This is a genomic window from Streptomyces sp. NPDC026500 (genome assembly GCF_055567635.1).
Map to the genome: position 1 here is coordinate 50,968 of NZ_JBVHQB010000017.1, position 14,169 is coordinate 65,136.

Genomic DNA, 14,169 nt, shown 5'->3' on the forward strand with positions numbered 1-14,169 from the left:
CGATTCGTGCCCCGCAGCCCCTAACATCGGCCGCGTGTGCGCATATGTGCTGGTCGCGGAGGACGATGAGAAGCAGGCGGAGCTGATACGCCGCTCGCTGCTGGGCGAGGGGCATACGGCGACCGTGGTCCACGACGGCGGGGCCGCTCTCGACGAGGTCCGGCGGCACCGGCCCGACCTCGTCGTCCTTGACCTGATGCTCCCGGTGGTCGACGGCTTCGGGGTGTGCCGGGCGCTGCGGGAGAACGACGACATCCCCGTCCTGATGCTGACCGCCCGCTCCACCGAGGACGACGTCCTGCTCGGCCTGGAGCTCGGCGCGGACGACTACATGACCAAGCCGTACAGTCCGCGCGAGCTGATGGCCCGTATCCGTACGGTGCTCAGGCGCAGCGGACGGCCCGCCACCGAGCGGCGGGGCGATCCGGTCGTCAGGGCCGCCGGGATCGCGGTGGACCCGGAGCGGCACGCGGTCCGGTGCGACGGCTCGCCCGTGGACTGCACCCCGGGCGAGTACGAGATCCTGCTCGCGATGGCCGGCGAGCCCGAACGGGTCTTCTCCCGGCGGCAGTTGCTGCACCGCACCCGAGGCATCGACCGGGCCTCGACGGAACGGGCCATCGATGTCCACATCATGAACCTGCGCAAGAAGATCGAGGCGGATCCGCGCCGTCCGACGCGCCTGCTGACGGTGTTCGGCGTCGGGTACAAGCTCAGGGGCGACCGGGCGTGAGCCGCGCCATGCCCCTGCGCAAGAGCCTGCTGGTACGGCTGCTGATCACCTCGGTGCTCATCGCCCTGTGCTCCGTGGCAGCGACCGCCTGGCTCGCGGTGCAGACCACCACCCGGGCCATCCAGGAGGAGCAGGGCCAGGTGCTCGCCGAGGACATGGACATCCTCCGGCAGCTCAGCGGATACGCGGCCACCCATGCCGACTGGTCCGGTGTCGCCGGTACGCTGCGCACGATCTCGCGGAGGACGGGCCGGCGCATCGCCCTGACCGCGGGCGACCGCACCCCGTTCGCGGACTCCGCGGCCCGCGGGACCTCCCTGCCGCCGCGTGCCGCCGCCACGATCGACCCGCTGCGCACCGACACCTACACGGAACCCGGAGCACAGCTCGCCGGGGTCGACCCCCGCGCGGTGGGGCCGTACCGACTGCCGACGACCGAGCGCCTGCGGGTGGCCAAGCTGGCCACGGTGCGCCAACTGTGCTTCGCGCGCAACGGAATCCAGACCCGCCTGGAACGCATGCCGAGCGGCCGTACCGCCCTGACGGACGGGGACGGGAGGCTCGACTCCGGCTATGTGCCGACCGAGTGCGCCGACGGGATGCTCAACACCCCCACCCCGACCGAGCAGAAGGCCCTGGATGTCCTGTCGGCGTACACCCGGACGTGTCTGGACGGGCAAAAGGTGCATCTCGACCACCCCGTGGGACTGATGCTGGAGGCCACGAGCGGGGCCGTCCCGGCCCCCTACCTGATGGGGAAGGGACTGGGCGACCAGCACGGCGCCCCGGCCCGGACGACGAAGGCCTGCGTCGACGAGGCCCGGCGCCGCCAACTCGCGCCCTACGTCGCCCCGGTCGCCGAACTCTTCCTCGGCACGGGGGACAGGCCCGTCCCCCACTTCGACATGTCCACGGCCAACAAGGCCAAGGTGTTCGGCGTCGCCGGACTCGTCCTCGCCCTCACCGTGGCCGTGACCGCGCTGGTCGCCACCCGGCTCGTACGCCCCCTGCGGGCGCTGACCCAGGCCGCGCAGCAACCGCCGGAGCGGCACGTACGGGTGCCCGTCACCACCCAGGACGAGACCGGCATCCTGGCGCTCGCGTTCAATGAACTGACCGAGCGCCGCGAGCGCATGGAGGCGCAGCGCAAGGCGATGGTCAGCGACATCGCGCATGAACTGCGCACGCCGCTCACCAATATCCGCGGCTGGCTGGAGGTGGCCCGCGACGGCCTCGTCGAGCCCGACCCGGAACTGCTCTCGTCCCTGCACGAGGAGGCCGTGGTCCTGCAGCGCGTCATCGACGACCTCCAGGACCTCGCGGCCGCCGACGCGGGCACCCTGCGACTGCACCGCGAGGAGGTGCGCGCCGACGAACTCCTCGAACAGGTCGCCGCGGCACACCGCGTCGGGGCGGAGGCCGCCGACGTCCGGCTCGTCACCGAGGTGGCCGGTACGCCGTGGCTGGACGCGGACCCCGTACGGATGCGGCAGGCGCTCGGCAACCTGGTGTCCAACGCGACCCGCCACACCCCGGCCGGCGGCACGGTCACCCTCGCCGCCCACCACGAGGACGGCCAGGTCGTGTTCGAGGTGGCCGACACCGGCGCCGGCATCGACCCCGGAGATCTGGCGAGCGTCTTCGACCGGTTCTGGCGGGCGGAGAAGTCCCGCAGCCGGCGCACCGGCGGCAGCGGTCTGGGCCTCGCCATCGTCCGGCAACTCGTCGCCGCCCACGGCGGAACGGCCTCCGTAACCAGCGAACTCGGCACCGGCACGGTCTTCACCCTGCGCCTACCCTGCACACAGATACCCGCTTCACCCGCCAGTGGGTCCGGCTGAGAAACTGGGTCGTCTCAGGCGGCCGCCGCATCCTTGCGGAAGAGCGCAGTCCACAGGAATGACTCACCGAACAGCTCCGACTCGCCCGGCTCGTCATGCATCCGGCGCAGTTCTACCTCCGTCAGATCGGAGAAGATCCAGCGCAGCGACTGCGGGGTGTAGGCGAGGCCTCCCTGCAGATGCCGTTCGCGGTACAAGTCCGCGTCGGAGAGTTCCGAGCCCATCGCGCCGGAGGCGAAGCATGTGAGGGCGAGGTGGCCGCCGGGGGCCAGGACACGGTCGAGGTGGGCCAGGTAGGTGATGCGGCGGTGTGGGGGCAGGTGGTGGAGGCACCCCGAGTCGACGACCAGGTCATACGGGCCGGCCAGTTCGGCGGCGGTGAGCCGGAACGCGTCGCCGCAGAAGAAGCGGACGTCAACCCCGGCCTCGCGAGCGCGGTCCTCGGCCCAGGCGATGGCGGCCGGGGCGAGGTCGACCGCGTCCACCTCGAATCCTCGAGACGCGAGAAACAAGGCGTTACGTCCTGGGCCACAGCCGAGGTCCAGGGCCCGGCCCGGTGCGAGCAGGCCCTTGTCGAGGTACGCGGCCAGGCTCTCGTCGGGCTTCCCCACGAAGAACGGGACCGGCCTCGATCGGTCGGCATAGAAGCCGTCCCAGTAGTCCGCGCCGTCGCCGGTCGTCGGCCGGCCTTCCTCGCGACTGAACAGGCCGTCCAGGAGTGTCATGACGTCTTCGACAGTGCGTACGGTCCGGTCCATCCGGTCCCCCTCTCCGACTGGATGTGATCGTAGGGTCGAGAGCAGCGAAGTGCCAGGTCAGAACATGTTTTCAGATCTCTCGGAAGCGTCTCTGAGCGCCTCGTGGGGGAGCAGGCACACCGCAACCCCGGCCCCTGCCACCGTGAGCGTCCTCGCCCCCGCGAGAGGCCGCGGAAGGCGCATTCCGGGCCGCGCTCGGCGAACTTCTTCAGGGGATTTCTCGGGACTCGCCGGACCGGTCCGTCTCTGCCGCGCGGGTAGGCTTCCGGCCGCCCGGACCGGGAACTGCACGGAGGACTCCATCAGTTGGAGGATGTGGCACGGCATCTGGGCGAGGAGTCCCGTATTCCCCGTGAGCGTGGTGGTGTTGCTACCAGGACCGGTGGTCCTGCTCACGGGAGGGGGCTGGTCGCTCCGGACGGTTCGGCGCAAGGTGGGCGCATGAACATCACCGAGCAGCCGGAGACCAGGAGCCGCGTCACGCCGCTGAGGTCACTTCTGGGAGGCACCTACGTCCCGCGCCGCGCCGTGGGCCGCCCGTGTCCGGGTCACCGGAACACGTTGTCCGAGTCGTCCAGGATCGACGGCTCACCGATGGCCGCCTCCCGCGGAACCCGCGACGAGGTCTGATACATCGCCTCGATCTCGGCGGCGTACCGCTGGGCGATCGCGTCCCGGCGCAGTTTCAGCGAGGGTGTCAGCAGCCCGTTGGACAGGTCGAAGGGCTCCGGGAGGACACGGAACACCCGGATGGACTCGGAGCGGGACACCGTGGTGTTGGCCGCCGCGACCGCGCGCCTGACCTCCTCGCGCAGTTCGTTCTCCTCGCGGGCGTCCCGGGCGGGTGTCTCCCCCTTGGCCCGGGACGCACGCCAGTGCGTCACGAACTCGGGGTCCAGGGTGATGAGGGCGCCCACGCAGGGCCGGTTGTCGCCCACGACGGCCGCCTGATGGATGAGCGGGTGGACCCGCAGCCGTTCCTCGAGAGCGGCGGGGGCCACGCTCTTTCCCCCACTCGTGATGATGATGTCCTTCTTGCGCCCGGTGATGGTCAGATACCCGTCGGCGTCGACCTGACCGATGTCCCCGGTCGCCAGCCAGCCGTTCCGGAACGAGGCCCGGGTCGCCGCGGCGTCGTTGATGTAGCCCTGGAACACGGAGGGCCCCCACACGTGGATCTCCCCGTCGTCGGACAGCTGGATCTCCGTGCCCGGCAGGGGGCGTCCGACGGTGCCGGACTTCTCCCGCCCGACCGGCTGAGCGGTGATTCCCCCGCTCGTCTCGGTGAGCCCGTATCCGTCGTGGATGAAGATGCCGATTCCCGCGAAGAACAGGGCGAGTTCACGATTCAGCGGGGAACCGCCCGAGACCGCCCCGCACACCCGTCCGCCCAGCGCGGCGCGCAGCCGCTTGTACACCGTCTTCTCGTAGAGGGAGTGCTGAAGTCGCAGATCGAAGCCCGGGCCCGTCCCCGTGCCCAGCCGTTGCTGCTCCTCGGCCAGGGCGAAGTCCTGCGCCGTGCGCACCGCGCGCTCGAACAGCACGCTGCGACCGGCCCGTTGGGACGCCTTCACGAAGTTCTTGAAGATCCTCTCGAACACGGACGGGACGGCATAGAGATAGGTCGGCCGGAACGAGAGCATGGCCTCGGAGAGGGTTTCCTCCCTCAGGTCGGGCTCGTGCCCCATCAGGATGCCGCCGCGCAGACAGAGCCCCTGGACCATCAGGCCGTAGACATGGGAGAAGGGCAGGAAGGCCAGGACGGCCGGCTGCACACCCGGCGGAGCCGCCGTCTGTCTCCAGCCTTCGAGCAGCGTGTCGCAGGGGCTCGCCAGGCTGCGGTGCGTCAATGCGCAGCCCTTGGGCTGTCCCGTCGTGCCCGAGGTGTACGCGACGATCGCGGTGGAGTCGGCCAGTACGATCCGGCGCAGCGAGTCGACCGCGGTCACCGGTATCGCACGACCGCGCTCCACCAGTTGCGCGATCGCCCCGGTGTCCAACTGCCAGACATGGCGGAGGAACGGGAGCGCGGCGCACGCCGAGCCGACCGTCATGACGCCCTGCTCGTCCTCGACCACCACGCCCACGCAGTGCGCGTCCTTCAGGATCCACGCGACCTGTTCGTGCGACGACGTCGGGTAGATCGGCACGATCTCCACGCCGACCGCCCACAGGGCATAGCTGAGCACCGTCCACTCGTAGCGGGTGCGCGCCATGATGGCCACGCGGTCGCCCGGCCGGACGCCGGACCGCACGAGCCCCCGCGCCACGTCGACCACTTCGCCCCACAGCTCGGCCGCCGTCACCTGCGTCCACGCGCCCGAGCGACCCTCGGCGCGGCGCGCGAGCTGCGGCAGATCAGGGGTGCTGAGCGCCGCTTCACGGAGGCTGTCGGCGAGTCCCCCCTGGGTGAGTGCGGTTGGCGGTGGAGGAAGGTGGGACTGGTGCATTCGCCGCTCCGGAATTCTCCTCGACCTGACCTCACCCCCGGAGGCGACGATGTCAAGGATTCCCGAATGTAGCCCACCCGGGCGACGCCCGCGCCCCCATTCCGGCATGCGTTCGCCCACCGCTGAGTTTCCGCTCCCCGGACCTTTCCTTTCGCCCCGCCGGCACGCCAACACCTGCCTGTCCGGCCGCCGTTGACGCCCGACGGTCCTTCCTGGACGCCGCCGCACGAAGGGGGACGGGACGGAGGGCCGCCGCCGTCTGGGCAGGGCGCAGGACGGAGGGTTGTCGCCCGGACAGGGGCGTGACGGGGGCAGGATGGCGGCGGTCGGCTCGGACCGGGGGCGTGATGGGGGCAGGATGGCGGCCGTCGGCTCGGACCGGGGGCGGGACGGGCCGGGGCGGAGGCGGTCGGCTCGGACGGTGACCGTACGGAGGGCTGTCGCACGGGCACGGGACTGTAGGGGCGATGACAGCGGTGGCACCGCGAGGCGTCGCTTCATCCGTCACTCCGGCGACTGATCACCCGTTCACCCTTTCGGGAAGCGGTCCCGGGCTGACAGACTCCGCAGGTGCGCGACTTCGACATGCTCGTCATCGGATCCGGCCCGGGCGGCCAGAAGGCCGCCATCGCAGCGGCCAAGCTCGGCCGTCGGGTCGCCGTCATCGACCGCCCCGACATGGTCGGCGGGGTCTCCATCCACACCGGAACGATCCCCTCAAAGACACTGCGTGAGGCGGTCCTGTATCTCAGCGGCCTCAGTCAGCGGGATCTGTACGGCCAGAGCTACCGCCTGAAGGAGGACATCACCGTCGCCGATCTGACCGCTCGCACCGAGCACGTGGTCAGTCGCGAGGTCGACGTCATCCGCAGCCAGCTCTCACGCAACCACGTGTCGCTGTTCGCCGGCACGGGCCGCTTCGTGGACGACCACACCGTCGCCCTGGTCGAAGTGAACGGCAACGAAAAGGTGTTGAGCGCCGACCACATCATCATCGCCACGGGTACGCGTCCGGCGCGGCCCGGAACCGTCGAGTTCGACGGGCGGACGATCATGGACTCGGACAACGTCCTGAACCTGGAGCAGGTGCCGCGCTCCATGGTCATCGTCGGCGCCGGCGTGATCGGCATGGAGTACGCCTCCATGTTCGCCGCCCTCGGCTCCAAGATCACGGTGGTGGAGAAGCGCTCCGGGATGCTCGACTTCTGTGACGTCGAGGTGATCGAGTCGCTGAAGTACCACCTGCGGGACCTCGCCGTCACCTTCCGGTTCGGTGAGACCGTCGCCGCCGTCGAGCGCCACGCCCGGGGCACGCTCACGGTCCTGGAGAGCGGCAAGAAGATCCCCGCCGACGCGGTCATGTACTCGGCGGGCCGACAGGGTCTCACCGATGAACTCGACCTGGACAAGGCGGGGTTGTCCGCGGACCCGCGGGGCCGGATCACGGTCGACGAGCACTACCGCACCGAGGTGCCGCACATCTACGCCGTCGGTGACGTCATCGGCTTCCCGGCGCTCGCGGCCACCTCGATGGAACAGGGCCGTACGGCGGCGTACCACGCCTGCGGAGAGCCCGTGAACCGGATGCTCGACCTGCAGCCGATCGGCATCTACACCATCCCGGAGATCAGCTTCATCGGCCGGACCGAGGATCAACTCACCGAGGACTGCGTGCCGTTCGAGGTGGGCATATCCCGCTACCGGGAACTGGCCCGGGGGCAGATCATCGGCGACTCGCACGGCATGCTGAAGCTGCTGGTCTCGCCCGACGACCGTAAACTCCTCGGCGTCCACTGCTTCGGTACCGGCGCGACCGAGCTCATCCACATCGGTCAGGCCGTCATGGGCTGCGGCGGAACGGTCGACTATCTGGTCGACGCCGTCTTCAACTACCCGACGCTCGCCGAGTCCTACAAGGTCGCCGCCCTGGACGCGACCAACAAGATCCGGCAGATCGACCGCCTCAGGGACTGACCGCCGCGAGACGCTTCCGGGTGGCCGCGAGACGCTCCCGGGTGGGCGTGGACGACGTGTTCGACGTCGATCCGACCCCGCCGGGGGCGGTCACGCCACCCGGCGGGCTCTCGGGCCTCGTTCAGGCGGCCGGTCGCCACCCCAGCGCCGGGCCCAGCTTGGTGGCGATGTCGGTGAGGATCTGGACGTAGTCCTCGTGGCCGAAGGTGAACGGAAGGGCGAACGCCACCTCGTCGATCTCCCTGAACGCGGCCTGGGCGTAGAGCTGTTCGGCGATGTGGTCGGAGCTGCCGACGAGGTCCGGCGCGAACATCAGGCGCGCCGGCCCCTGCGGTGCCGTCGTGCGCGGCAGCCGCGCCAGGGCGTACTCCTCGTACCTCGCGCGCTGCTCGGGCGAGGCGCTGTCGGTGGGGATCACGACGAGCCCCTGCGAGACGCGGGCGCGGTCGCCGTCCGGGTGGTGGGCGCGGAAGGCCCGTACGTGGGAGAGCTGGACCTCGGCGAAGTCCTCCAACTCCTCCGCCTTGACGACGCTGCTGGTCAGGAAGTTCATGCCGTGCTCGCCCGCCCACCGCGCCGACCGAAGGCTGCCGCCGCCGTACCACATACGGCGGCCCAGGCCGGGGGAGTGCGGCTGTACGCGGTCCGAGAAGACCTCGAAGCCCTCCGTCCCGCTGAAGTCGGTGGCCGGTTTGCCGCGCACGAAGTCCAACAGCCTTTCCAGGCGGGCGTATCCGAAGTCCTCGCTCTCGCCGGTGTCGGGATAGAGAGCGTGCTTCACCCGCTCGTAGCGCAGGGGCGGGCCGACGCTGACTCCCGGGTTGAGGCGGCCGCCGGCCAGCACGTCGACGGTGGCAAGGTCCTCGGCAAGGCGCAGCGGGTTCTCCCAGCCCACGGGGATGACCGCCGTCCCGAGCTCGATGCGGCGGGTGCGCTGCGAGGCGGCGGCCAGGACGGCGACGGGCGAGGAGATGCCGTACTGGAGATGGCGGTGGCGCAGCCACGCGCTGTCGAAGCCCAGCCGCTCGCCCAGTTCGATGATGCCGAGTGTGGACTCGTGGCCACGCCCGGGGTCGTCCTCGTCGAAAAGGCCGATGGTCAGGAAGCCCAGCTTTTGCAGGGGGCGTGAAGGCAGTGGCACAGGCTCCTCCATCGTTCGCGGCACGCCGCGTCGAACACCGGCGCCACCGCAGATTGTCGCAGGCGGTCATGGTGGGCCGGCGGGAGGACCGGGCAGGTCAGGCGGCCACGGCGCCCGGCGTCCGTGAACCGTGCCGTGCGGGACTTCGCGAAGGCACTGCGCGACACGGTCCGGGCATGGCACCGTGGACGGAGGGTCTGGCCCGTCGCTCCCCCCGTGGTGACGGGTCAGACCTCTCCGCCGCCCGACGCCTTCCCGCGGTCGGCCGGTGCCCGTTCCCTGCGGGCGGGCTCACCGCGCCCCGCAGTCCTCGATGACCCAGGAGCCCGTTCTCGCGGCGGTATGAGGCACGGGGCGAGCCCGGCAGGAAAGCCGCCGATCCCGCTCTCGCGACGGTGTGGCGCACGAGCCCGGCAGGAAAGCCGCTGATCCCGGATCTATCGTGAAGAACGGCCGGTCCGTGCCGGAGCCGGAGGACCCGATGGCGAACGACTCGACGGCGGCCCTGTGCCGTCCCGATGAGGAGGAACCGGATGAACGGCACGATGTACGCGGTGCGCGGTCATCGGCGGGGCGGGCCGGAGGAGCTGATGTACGAGGTCGCGCCGAAGCCGGCCCCCGGTTCCGGTGACGTGCTGGTCGAGGTGCGGGCGGCGTCGGTCACCTCGGGGGAGCTGGGCTGGGACGCGACCTGGACCGACAGTTTGGACGGCAGCGGCAGCCCGCGACTGCCGATCGTGCCGTCCAAGGAGTTCTCCGGTGTCGTGGCCGAGCTCGGGCACGGTGTCGCGGACTTCCGGCCCGGTGAGGCGGTCTACGGCCTGATTCCCTTCACCCGGGACGGGGCAGCGGCCGAATACGTGACCGTTCCCGCGGCGGATCTCGCCGCGAAGCCTGGGTCGCTCGACCACGAGCGGACGGCCGCGTTGCCGCTCGCGGGTCTGACGGCATGGCAGGGGCTGGTCGAGCATGCCGGCATCGCGCCGGGGCAGCGGGTGCTGGTGCACGGCGGGGCGGGTGGCGTGGGCTCGTTCGCGGTGCAGGTCGCGGCCGCGCTGGGGGCCGAGGTGACGGCCACCGCGGCGGCCCGGGACGCGGACTTCGTGCGTGGCCTGGGAGCGGAGACCGTGATCGACTACGCCGGGCAGCGCTTCGAGGCCGAGGTGAAGGACGCGGACGTCGTCTTCGACACCGTCGGCGGCGACACGCAGGCCCGTTCCTGGCAGGTCCTGCGCCCGGGCGGAGTCCTGGTCGGCGTCGTCGCGCCGCCGACGCCGCCGGACGGGGTGGACGCCCGCGCGGTGTTCTTCGTGGTCGAGCCGGACCGCGCCGGTCTGGAGGAGCTGACGGCACTCGTCGAGGCGGGCCGGCTGGTCCCGCAGGTCGACCGCATCGTTCCGCTGGAGAGCGCCCCCGGGGCCTACGCGGCCCTCGAACGGGAGCACCGGCGGGGCAAGATCGTACTGCGGGTCTCCTAGGCCTGGACGCCTTCCCGAGGCCGCCCACAGTGGTGCCGTGGGGTCGGCACATGTGACAGCCGCCCCCGTGCTGTGGTGCCGAAGGGCCGTCCCGAGTGGCAGCCGCCCCGGTGCCGTGGGGGTACCAGCCGCTGCGCTTGCCGCCGCTTGCCGCGGGTCGGTCGTCCCGCGTGACAGCTGCCCTGATGCCGTGGTTCCTCCCGCGTGACGGCCGCCTTGGTGTCGTGGGTTGTCCGGTGTGGCAGCTGCCTTGGTGTCGTGGGTCGTCCCGCGTGACAGCTGCCCCGGTGCCGTAGGGCCGTCCCGGGCGACGGTCGGCCCTTGTGCCGTGGGGGCCGTCACACGTGACAGCGAGGGTGAACAAGCGCTTAGATAGTGAGCCCGACCTCGTCCGCGCGTGCTGGAGGCCCCGTTGTTGTTCACATCCGTCGACGACGTCTCCGCACGGCTCGCCGACGCGGGCTATCTGGCGTCGCCCGCCGTCGCCACGACGGTCTTCCTGGCCGACCGCCTCGGCAAACCGCTCCTGGTGGAGGGCCCCGCCGGTGTGGGCAAGACCGAACTCGCCAAGGCCGTCGCACAGGTCGCCGGAGCCCGGCTGATCCGCCTCCAGTGCTACGAAGGCGTCGACGAGTCGCGGGCGTTGTACGAGTGGAACCACGCCAAGCAGCTGCTGCGCATCACCGCGGGGCGCGACGAGACGTGGGACGAGACGCGCACGGACATCTTCAGCGAGGAGTTCCTGCTGGCGCGGCCGCTGCTGACCGCCATCCGCGGCGACGACCCGAAGGTCCTGCTGATCGACGAGACCGACAAGGCCGACGTCGAGGTGGAGGGCCTGCTGCTCGAAGTGCTCAGCGACTTCCAGGTCACGGTCCCCGAGCTGGGCACGATCTCGGCGACCCGTCGTCCCTTCGTGGTGCTCACCTCGAACGCGAGCCGTGAGCTGTCCGAGGCCCTGCGCCGCCGCTGCCTCTTCCTCCACATCGGCTTCCCGGAAGAGGAGTTGGAGCGCCGGATCGTACGGCTGAAGGTGCCCGGGCTCGACGAGGCGCTCACCGAGTCCGTGGTGCGGGTCGTCGGGGCGCTGCGGGAGATGGACCTGCGGAAGGTCCCCTCCGTCGCCGAGACCATCGACTGGGCCCGCACGCTGCTCGCGCTGGGCGCCGACACCCTCGACGAGAGCGTCGTGCGCGACAGCCTCGGCGTGATCCTCAAGCACCAGGACGACGTACTGAAGGCGGCGGCCAAACTCGACCTGGGCGCCGTGTGAACGCCGCGGCGCCGACGGCCGGTGTCGCCGACCGGCTGACGGGACTCGTCGGCGCGCTGCGCTCGCACGGCGTGCGGATCGGCACCGGCGAGACCGTGGACGCCGCGCAGGCGGTGGCGGCGCTGGGCTTCGCGGACCGTGACCGGCTCCGTGAGGGACTGGCCGCCACCCTGCTCCACAACCCGGGCCAGCGGCGGGTGTTCGACCCCGTCTTCGACGTGTACTTCCCGCGCGGTGTCGGGGCACCGGACGGCGTGGAGCCCGCGGACCGGGACGATCTGCGGGACCGACTCACGGCCGCCCTGGCCGCCAACGACCAAGCCCTCATGGGTCAGTTGGCCATCGAGGCCGTCGACGGATTCGGCGGCTACGGCGGTACGACGGCCACGGACGGCTGGTCCTCGTACCAGACGCTCGACCGGCTGCGACCGCAGACGCTGATGGCCCGCGCACGGGACACGCTCCGTGCGCAGGGCGGTGGGGCCGGGTTCACCGACCGGCTGCTGGAGGACGAGATCCGGCGGCGCATCGAGGTGTTCCGCGCGCAGGTCGCCACGGAGGCGCGGCGCCGGATCGCCGAGCGGCGCGACCGCGACGAGATCGCCCGGCGCGCGGTGGCCCCGACCGCCGACCGCGTCGACTTCCTGTTCGCCGGCCGGGACCGGCTCGCCGAACTGCGCAAGGTCGTACAGCCGCTCGCCCGCAAACTGGCCACCCGCCTCGCCGCGCGCCGCCGCCGTGCCAGTCGCGGCACCATCGATCTGCGGCGCACTCTGCGCGGATCGCTGTCCACGGGCGGTGTGCCGATGCGCCCCGTGCTGCGCAGGCGCCGTCCCGTGCGGCCCGAACTGGTGCTGCTGTGCGATGTGTCGGGGTCGGTCTCGGGCTTCTCCGACTTCACGATGCTGCTGGTGCAGGCGCTGCACGACCAGTTCAGCAAGGTGCGGGTGTTCGCCTTCGTCAACCGGGTCGACGAGGTGACCGGGCTGATCGGGCCCGGCGCCGCCGACCCCGGGGGACTGAGTGCCAGGATCCGCTCGGAGGCGACGATCACGGGCTGGCACGGCAGCAGTGACTACGGCGTCGCGTTCGGCGAGTTCGCCGAGCGGTACACAGGGGCGGTCGGCTCCCGGACGACCGTCTTCGTGCTCGGCGACGCCCGTACGAACATGAGCGATCCGAACCTGCCGGCGGTCCGGCAGCTCACCCGGCAGGCCCGCCGTGCCTACTGGCTGAACCCCGAGGCCCGCTCGCAGTGGGGCACGGGCGACTCGGCGGCGCTCGCCTACGCCGAGCTCGTCGAGATGCACGAGTGCCGCAACGCCCAGCAGCTCAGCGCGCTGATCGGCCGGCTTCTTCCCGTCTGAACAACCGTGAGTTCGGCGGGTGTCGGGTTCTCACGGCGCGAGGAGCCTGCGCAGCCACGTGACGCGGGCGGCACGCGCGGTCCGCGCGAGCGCGGTGTGCGGGGCGAAGGAGTCGAAGCCGTGGAAACCGCCGGGCCACACATGCAGCTCGGCCACTCCGCCGGCCTGCCAGATCCGCGACGCGTAGTCGACGACCTCGTCCCGGAAGGTCTCCGCGGATCCGACGTCGAGAAAGGCCGGGGGCAGTCCGGACAGGTCCGAGGCCCGCGCCGGAGCGGCATAGGCGGGCACGTCCGGGCCGCCGCGGGATGCGCCCAACAAGGCGGTCCAGGCAGTCGAGTTGGCCGTACGGTCCCAGGCGCCGACGCCCGCCATCTGGTACGCGGACGGAGTGTCGTTGCGGTCGTCGAGCATCGGATACATCAGGACCTGCCCGAGCGGCCGTGGTCCCTCGCGGTCCCGGGCGAGCAGGGCGAGCGCCGCGGTCAGGCCGCCGCCCGCGCTGGCGCCCGCGACGACGATCCGCTCCGGGTCGCCGCCGAACTCCCCGGCGTGCCGCGCCGTCCACAACAGACCGGCGTAGACATCCTCCACCCCGGCCGGGTACGGGTGTTCGGGCGCCAGCCGGTACTCCACGGACACCACGACCGCGTCCAGTTCCTGAGCCCATTCCAGGACGATCTCCACCCCGGCCCGGTTGGTACCGAGGACCATGCCTCCGCCGTGGGAGTGGTAGATGACCGGGCGCGGCCCGTTCGTCGGGGGCGCGAGAGGCCTGAGGACGAACAGCGAGATGTCGGGAGCACCCTTCGGCCCCGGAACCGTCAGGTCGGTGGTCTCGAAGGCGCCGCCGCCGGTGAGGTCGTACGCGGGCACCGCGAGTTCCGGTTCCGCGCGCAGGGCGGCGATGTCCGCCAGGCTCGGCCCGGACGGCACGGACCGGCCGACCGCCGCGAGGGCGACACCGAGTTCGGGGTCGAACGGGGGCGGTACCAACAGCATGACGTCTCCTCGTGGCGAGCCCGGCGGCTCACTCGACCATGATCGGGCGCCGTGCTCCCGGACCGGGAGCCGCCGTAAGGCGGAACCTGCCCGCGACCCGGCGGACCATGCGCGCCGCGGTGACGCCCGAAGGCGCCACCGCGGCGAACCGG

General features: G+C 71.4%; 10 protein-coding genes. 6 read left to right on the forward strand and 4 right to left on the reverse strand.

Annotated features, from left to right (window positions below; all coding sequences use genetic code 11):
• The first annotated feature begins 34 nt into the window (after window positions 1-34).
• Together ACZ4N5_RS28130 and ACZ4N5_RS28135 are read left to right on the forward strand one after the other, a co-directional pair.
• Window positions 35-733, forward strand: coding sequence for a response regulator (locus ACZ4N5_RS28130; protein ID WP_467759825.1), 699 nt, complete (start codon window positions 35-37; stop codon window positions 731-733).
• Window positions 730-2,574: a sensor histidine kinase gene (locus ACZ4N5_RS28135; protein WP_467759826.1), complete on the forward strand. Its 1,845-nt coding sequence runs from the start codon at window positions 730-732 to the stop codon at window positions 2,572-2,574. Before ACZ4N5_RS28130 ends, ACZ4N5_RS28135 begins: the two co-directional genes overlap by 4 nt.
• A 14-nt stretch (window positions 2,575-2,588) precedes the next feature.
• On the opposite strand, the gene ACZ4N5_RS28140 is transcribed toward ACZ4N5_RS28135, so the two are convergent.
• Both ACZ4N5_RS28140 and ACZ4N5_RS28145 read right to left on the reverse strand, forming a co-directional pair.
• Window positions 2,589-3,332 carry a class I SAM-dependent methyltransferase gene (locus ACZ4N5_RS28140; RefSeq protein WP_467759827.1) on the reverse strand — a complete coding sequence of 248 codons (744 nt, stop codon included), beginning with the start codon at window positions 3,330-3,332 and terminating at the stop codon, window positions 2,589-2,591.
• A 548-nt stretch (window positions 3,333-3,880) separates the two neighbouring features.
• Window positions 3,881-5,782, reverse strand: a complete 1,902-nt coding sequence (locus ACZ4N5_RS28145; protein WP_467759828.1) for an AMP-dependent synthetase/ligase — start codon at window positions 5,780-5,782, stop codon at window positions 3,881-3,883.
• A 570-nt stretch (window positions 5,783-6,352) separates the two neighbouring features.
• Between ACZ4N5_RS28145 and sthA the strand changes: the two genes are divergently transcribed.
• Window positions 6,353-7,756: a Si-specific NAD(P)(+) transhydrogenase gene (gene sthA, locus ACZ4N5_RS28150; RefSeq protein WP_467759829.1), complete on the forward strand. Its 1,404-nt coding sequence runs from the start codon at window positions 6,353-6,355 to the stop codon at window positions 7,754-7,756.
• A gap of 121 nt (window positions 7,757-7,877) precedes the next feature.
• Here sthA and ACZ4N5_RS28155 read toward each other — a convergent pair whose 3' ends face one another.
• Window positions 7,878-8,897 carry an LLM class flavin-dependent oxidoreductase gene (locus ACZ4N5_RS28155; protein ID WP_467759830.1) on the reverse strand — a complete coding sequence of 340 codons (1,020 nt, stop codon included), beginning with the start codon at window positions 8,895-8,897 and terminating at the stop codon, window positions 7,878-7,880.
• 533 nt (window positions 8,898-9,430) lie between these two features.
• Here ACZ4N5_RS28155 and ACZ4N5_RS28160 point away from each other — a divergent pair.
• The 3 genes from ACZ4N5_RS28160 to ACZ4N5_RS28170 all read left to right on the forward strand — a co-directional run bounded on the left by ACZ4N5_RS28160 (window position 9,431) and on the right by ACZ4N5_RS28170 (window position 13,015).
• On the forward strand, window positions 9,431-10,375 hold the full coding sequence (locus ACZ4N5_RS28160) for an NADP-dependent oxidoreductase (RefSeq protein ID WP_467759831.1): 945 nt from the start codon (window positions 9,431-9,433) through the stop codon (window positions 10,373-10,375).
• A gap of 415 nt (window positions 10,376-10,790) precedes the next feature.
• Window positions 10,791-11,648, forward strand: coding sequence for an AAA family ATPase (locus ACZ4N5_RS28165; RefSeq protein WP_467759976.1), 858 nt, complete (start codon window positions 10,791-10,793; stop codon window positions 11,646-11,648).
• A complete protein-coding gene (locus tag ACZ4N5_RS28170; RefSeq protein ID WP_467759832.1) occupies window positions 11,645-13,015 on the forward strand; it encodes a vWA domain-containing protein in 1,371 nt (456 codons plus the stop codon). The genes ACZ4N5_RS28165 and ACZ4N5_RS28170 overlap by 4 nt, the downstream gene beginning before the upstream one ends.
• Before the next feature lie 30 nt (window positions 13,016-13,045).
• On the opposite strand, the gene ACZ4N5_RS28175 is transcribed toward ACZ4N5_RS28170, so the two are convergent.
• Window positions 13,046-14,017 (reverse strand): alpha/beta hydrolase, encoded by a 972-nt coding sequence (locus ACZ4N5_RS28175; RefSeq protein ID WP_467759833.1) that lies wholly within the window; start codon window positions 14,015-14,017, stop codon window positions 13,046-13,048.
• Window positions 14,018-14,169 lie beyond the last annotated feature (152 nt).

Coding starts and splice junctions, on each gene's coding strand:
- ACZ4N5_RS28145 (WP_467759828.1), bottom strand. CDS start 5,782: ATGCACCAGTCCCACCTTCCTCCACCGCCAACCGCACTCACCCAGGGG.
- ACZ4N5_RS28175 (WP_467759833.1), bottom strand. CDS start 14,017: ATGCTGTTGGTACCGCCCCCGTTCGACCCCGAACTCGGTGTCGCCCTC.
- ACZ4N5_RS28140 (WP_467759827.1), bottom strand. CDS start 3,332: ATGGACCGGACCGTACGCACTGTCGAAGACGTCATGACACTCCTGGAC.
- ACZ4N5_RS28160 (WP_467759831.1), top strand. CDS start 9,431: ATGAACGGCACGATGTACGCGGTGCGCGGTCATCGGCGGGGCGGGCCG.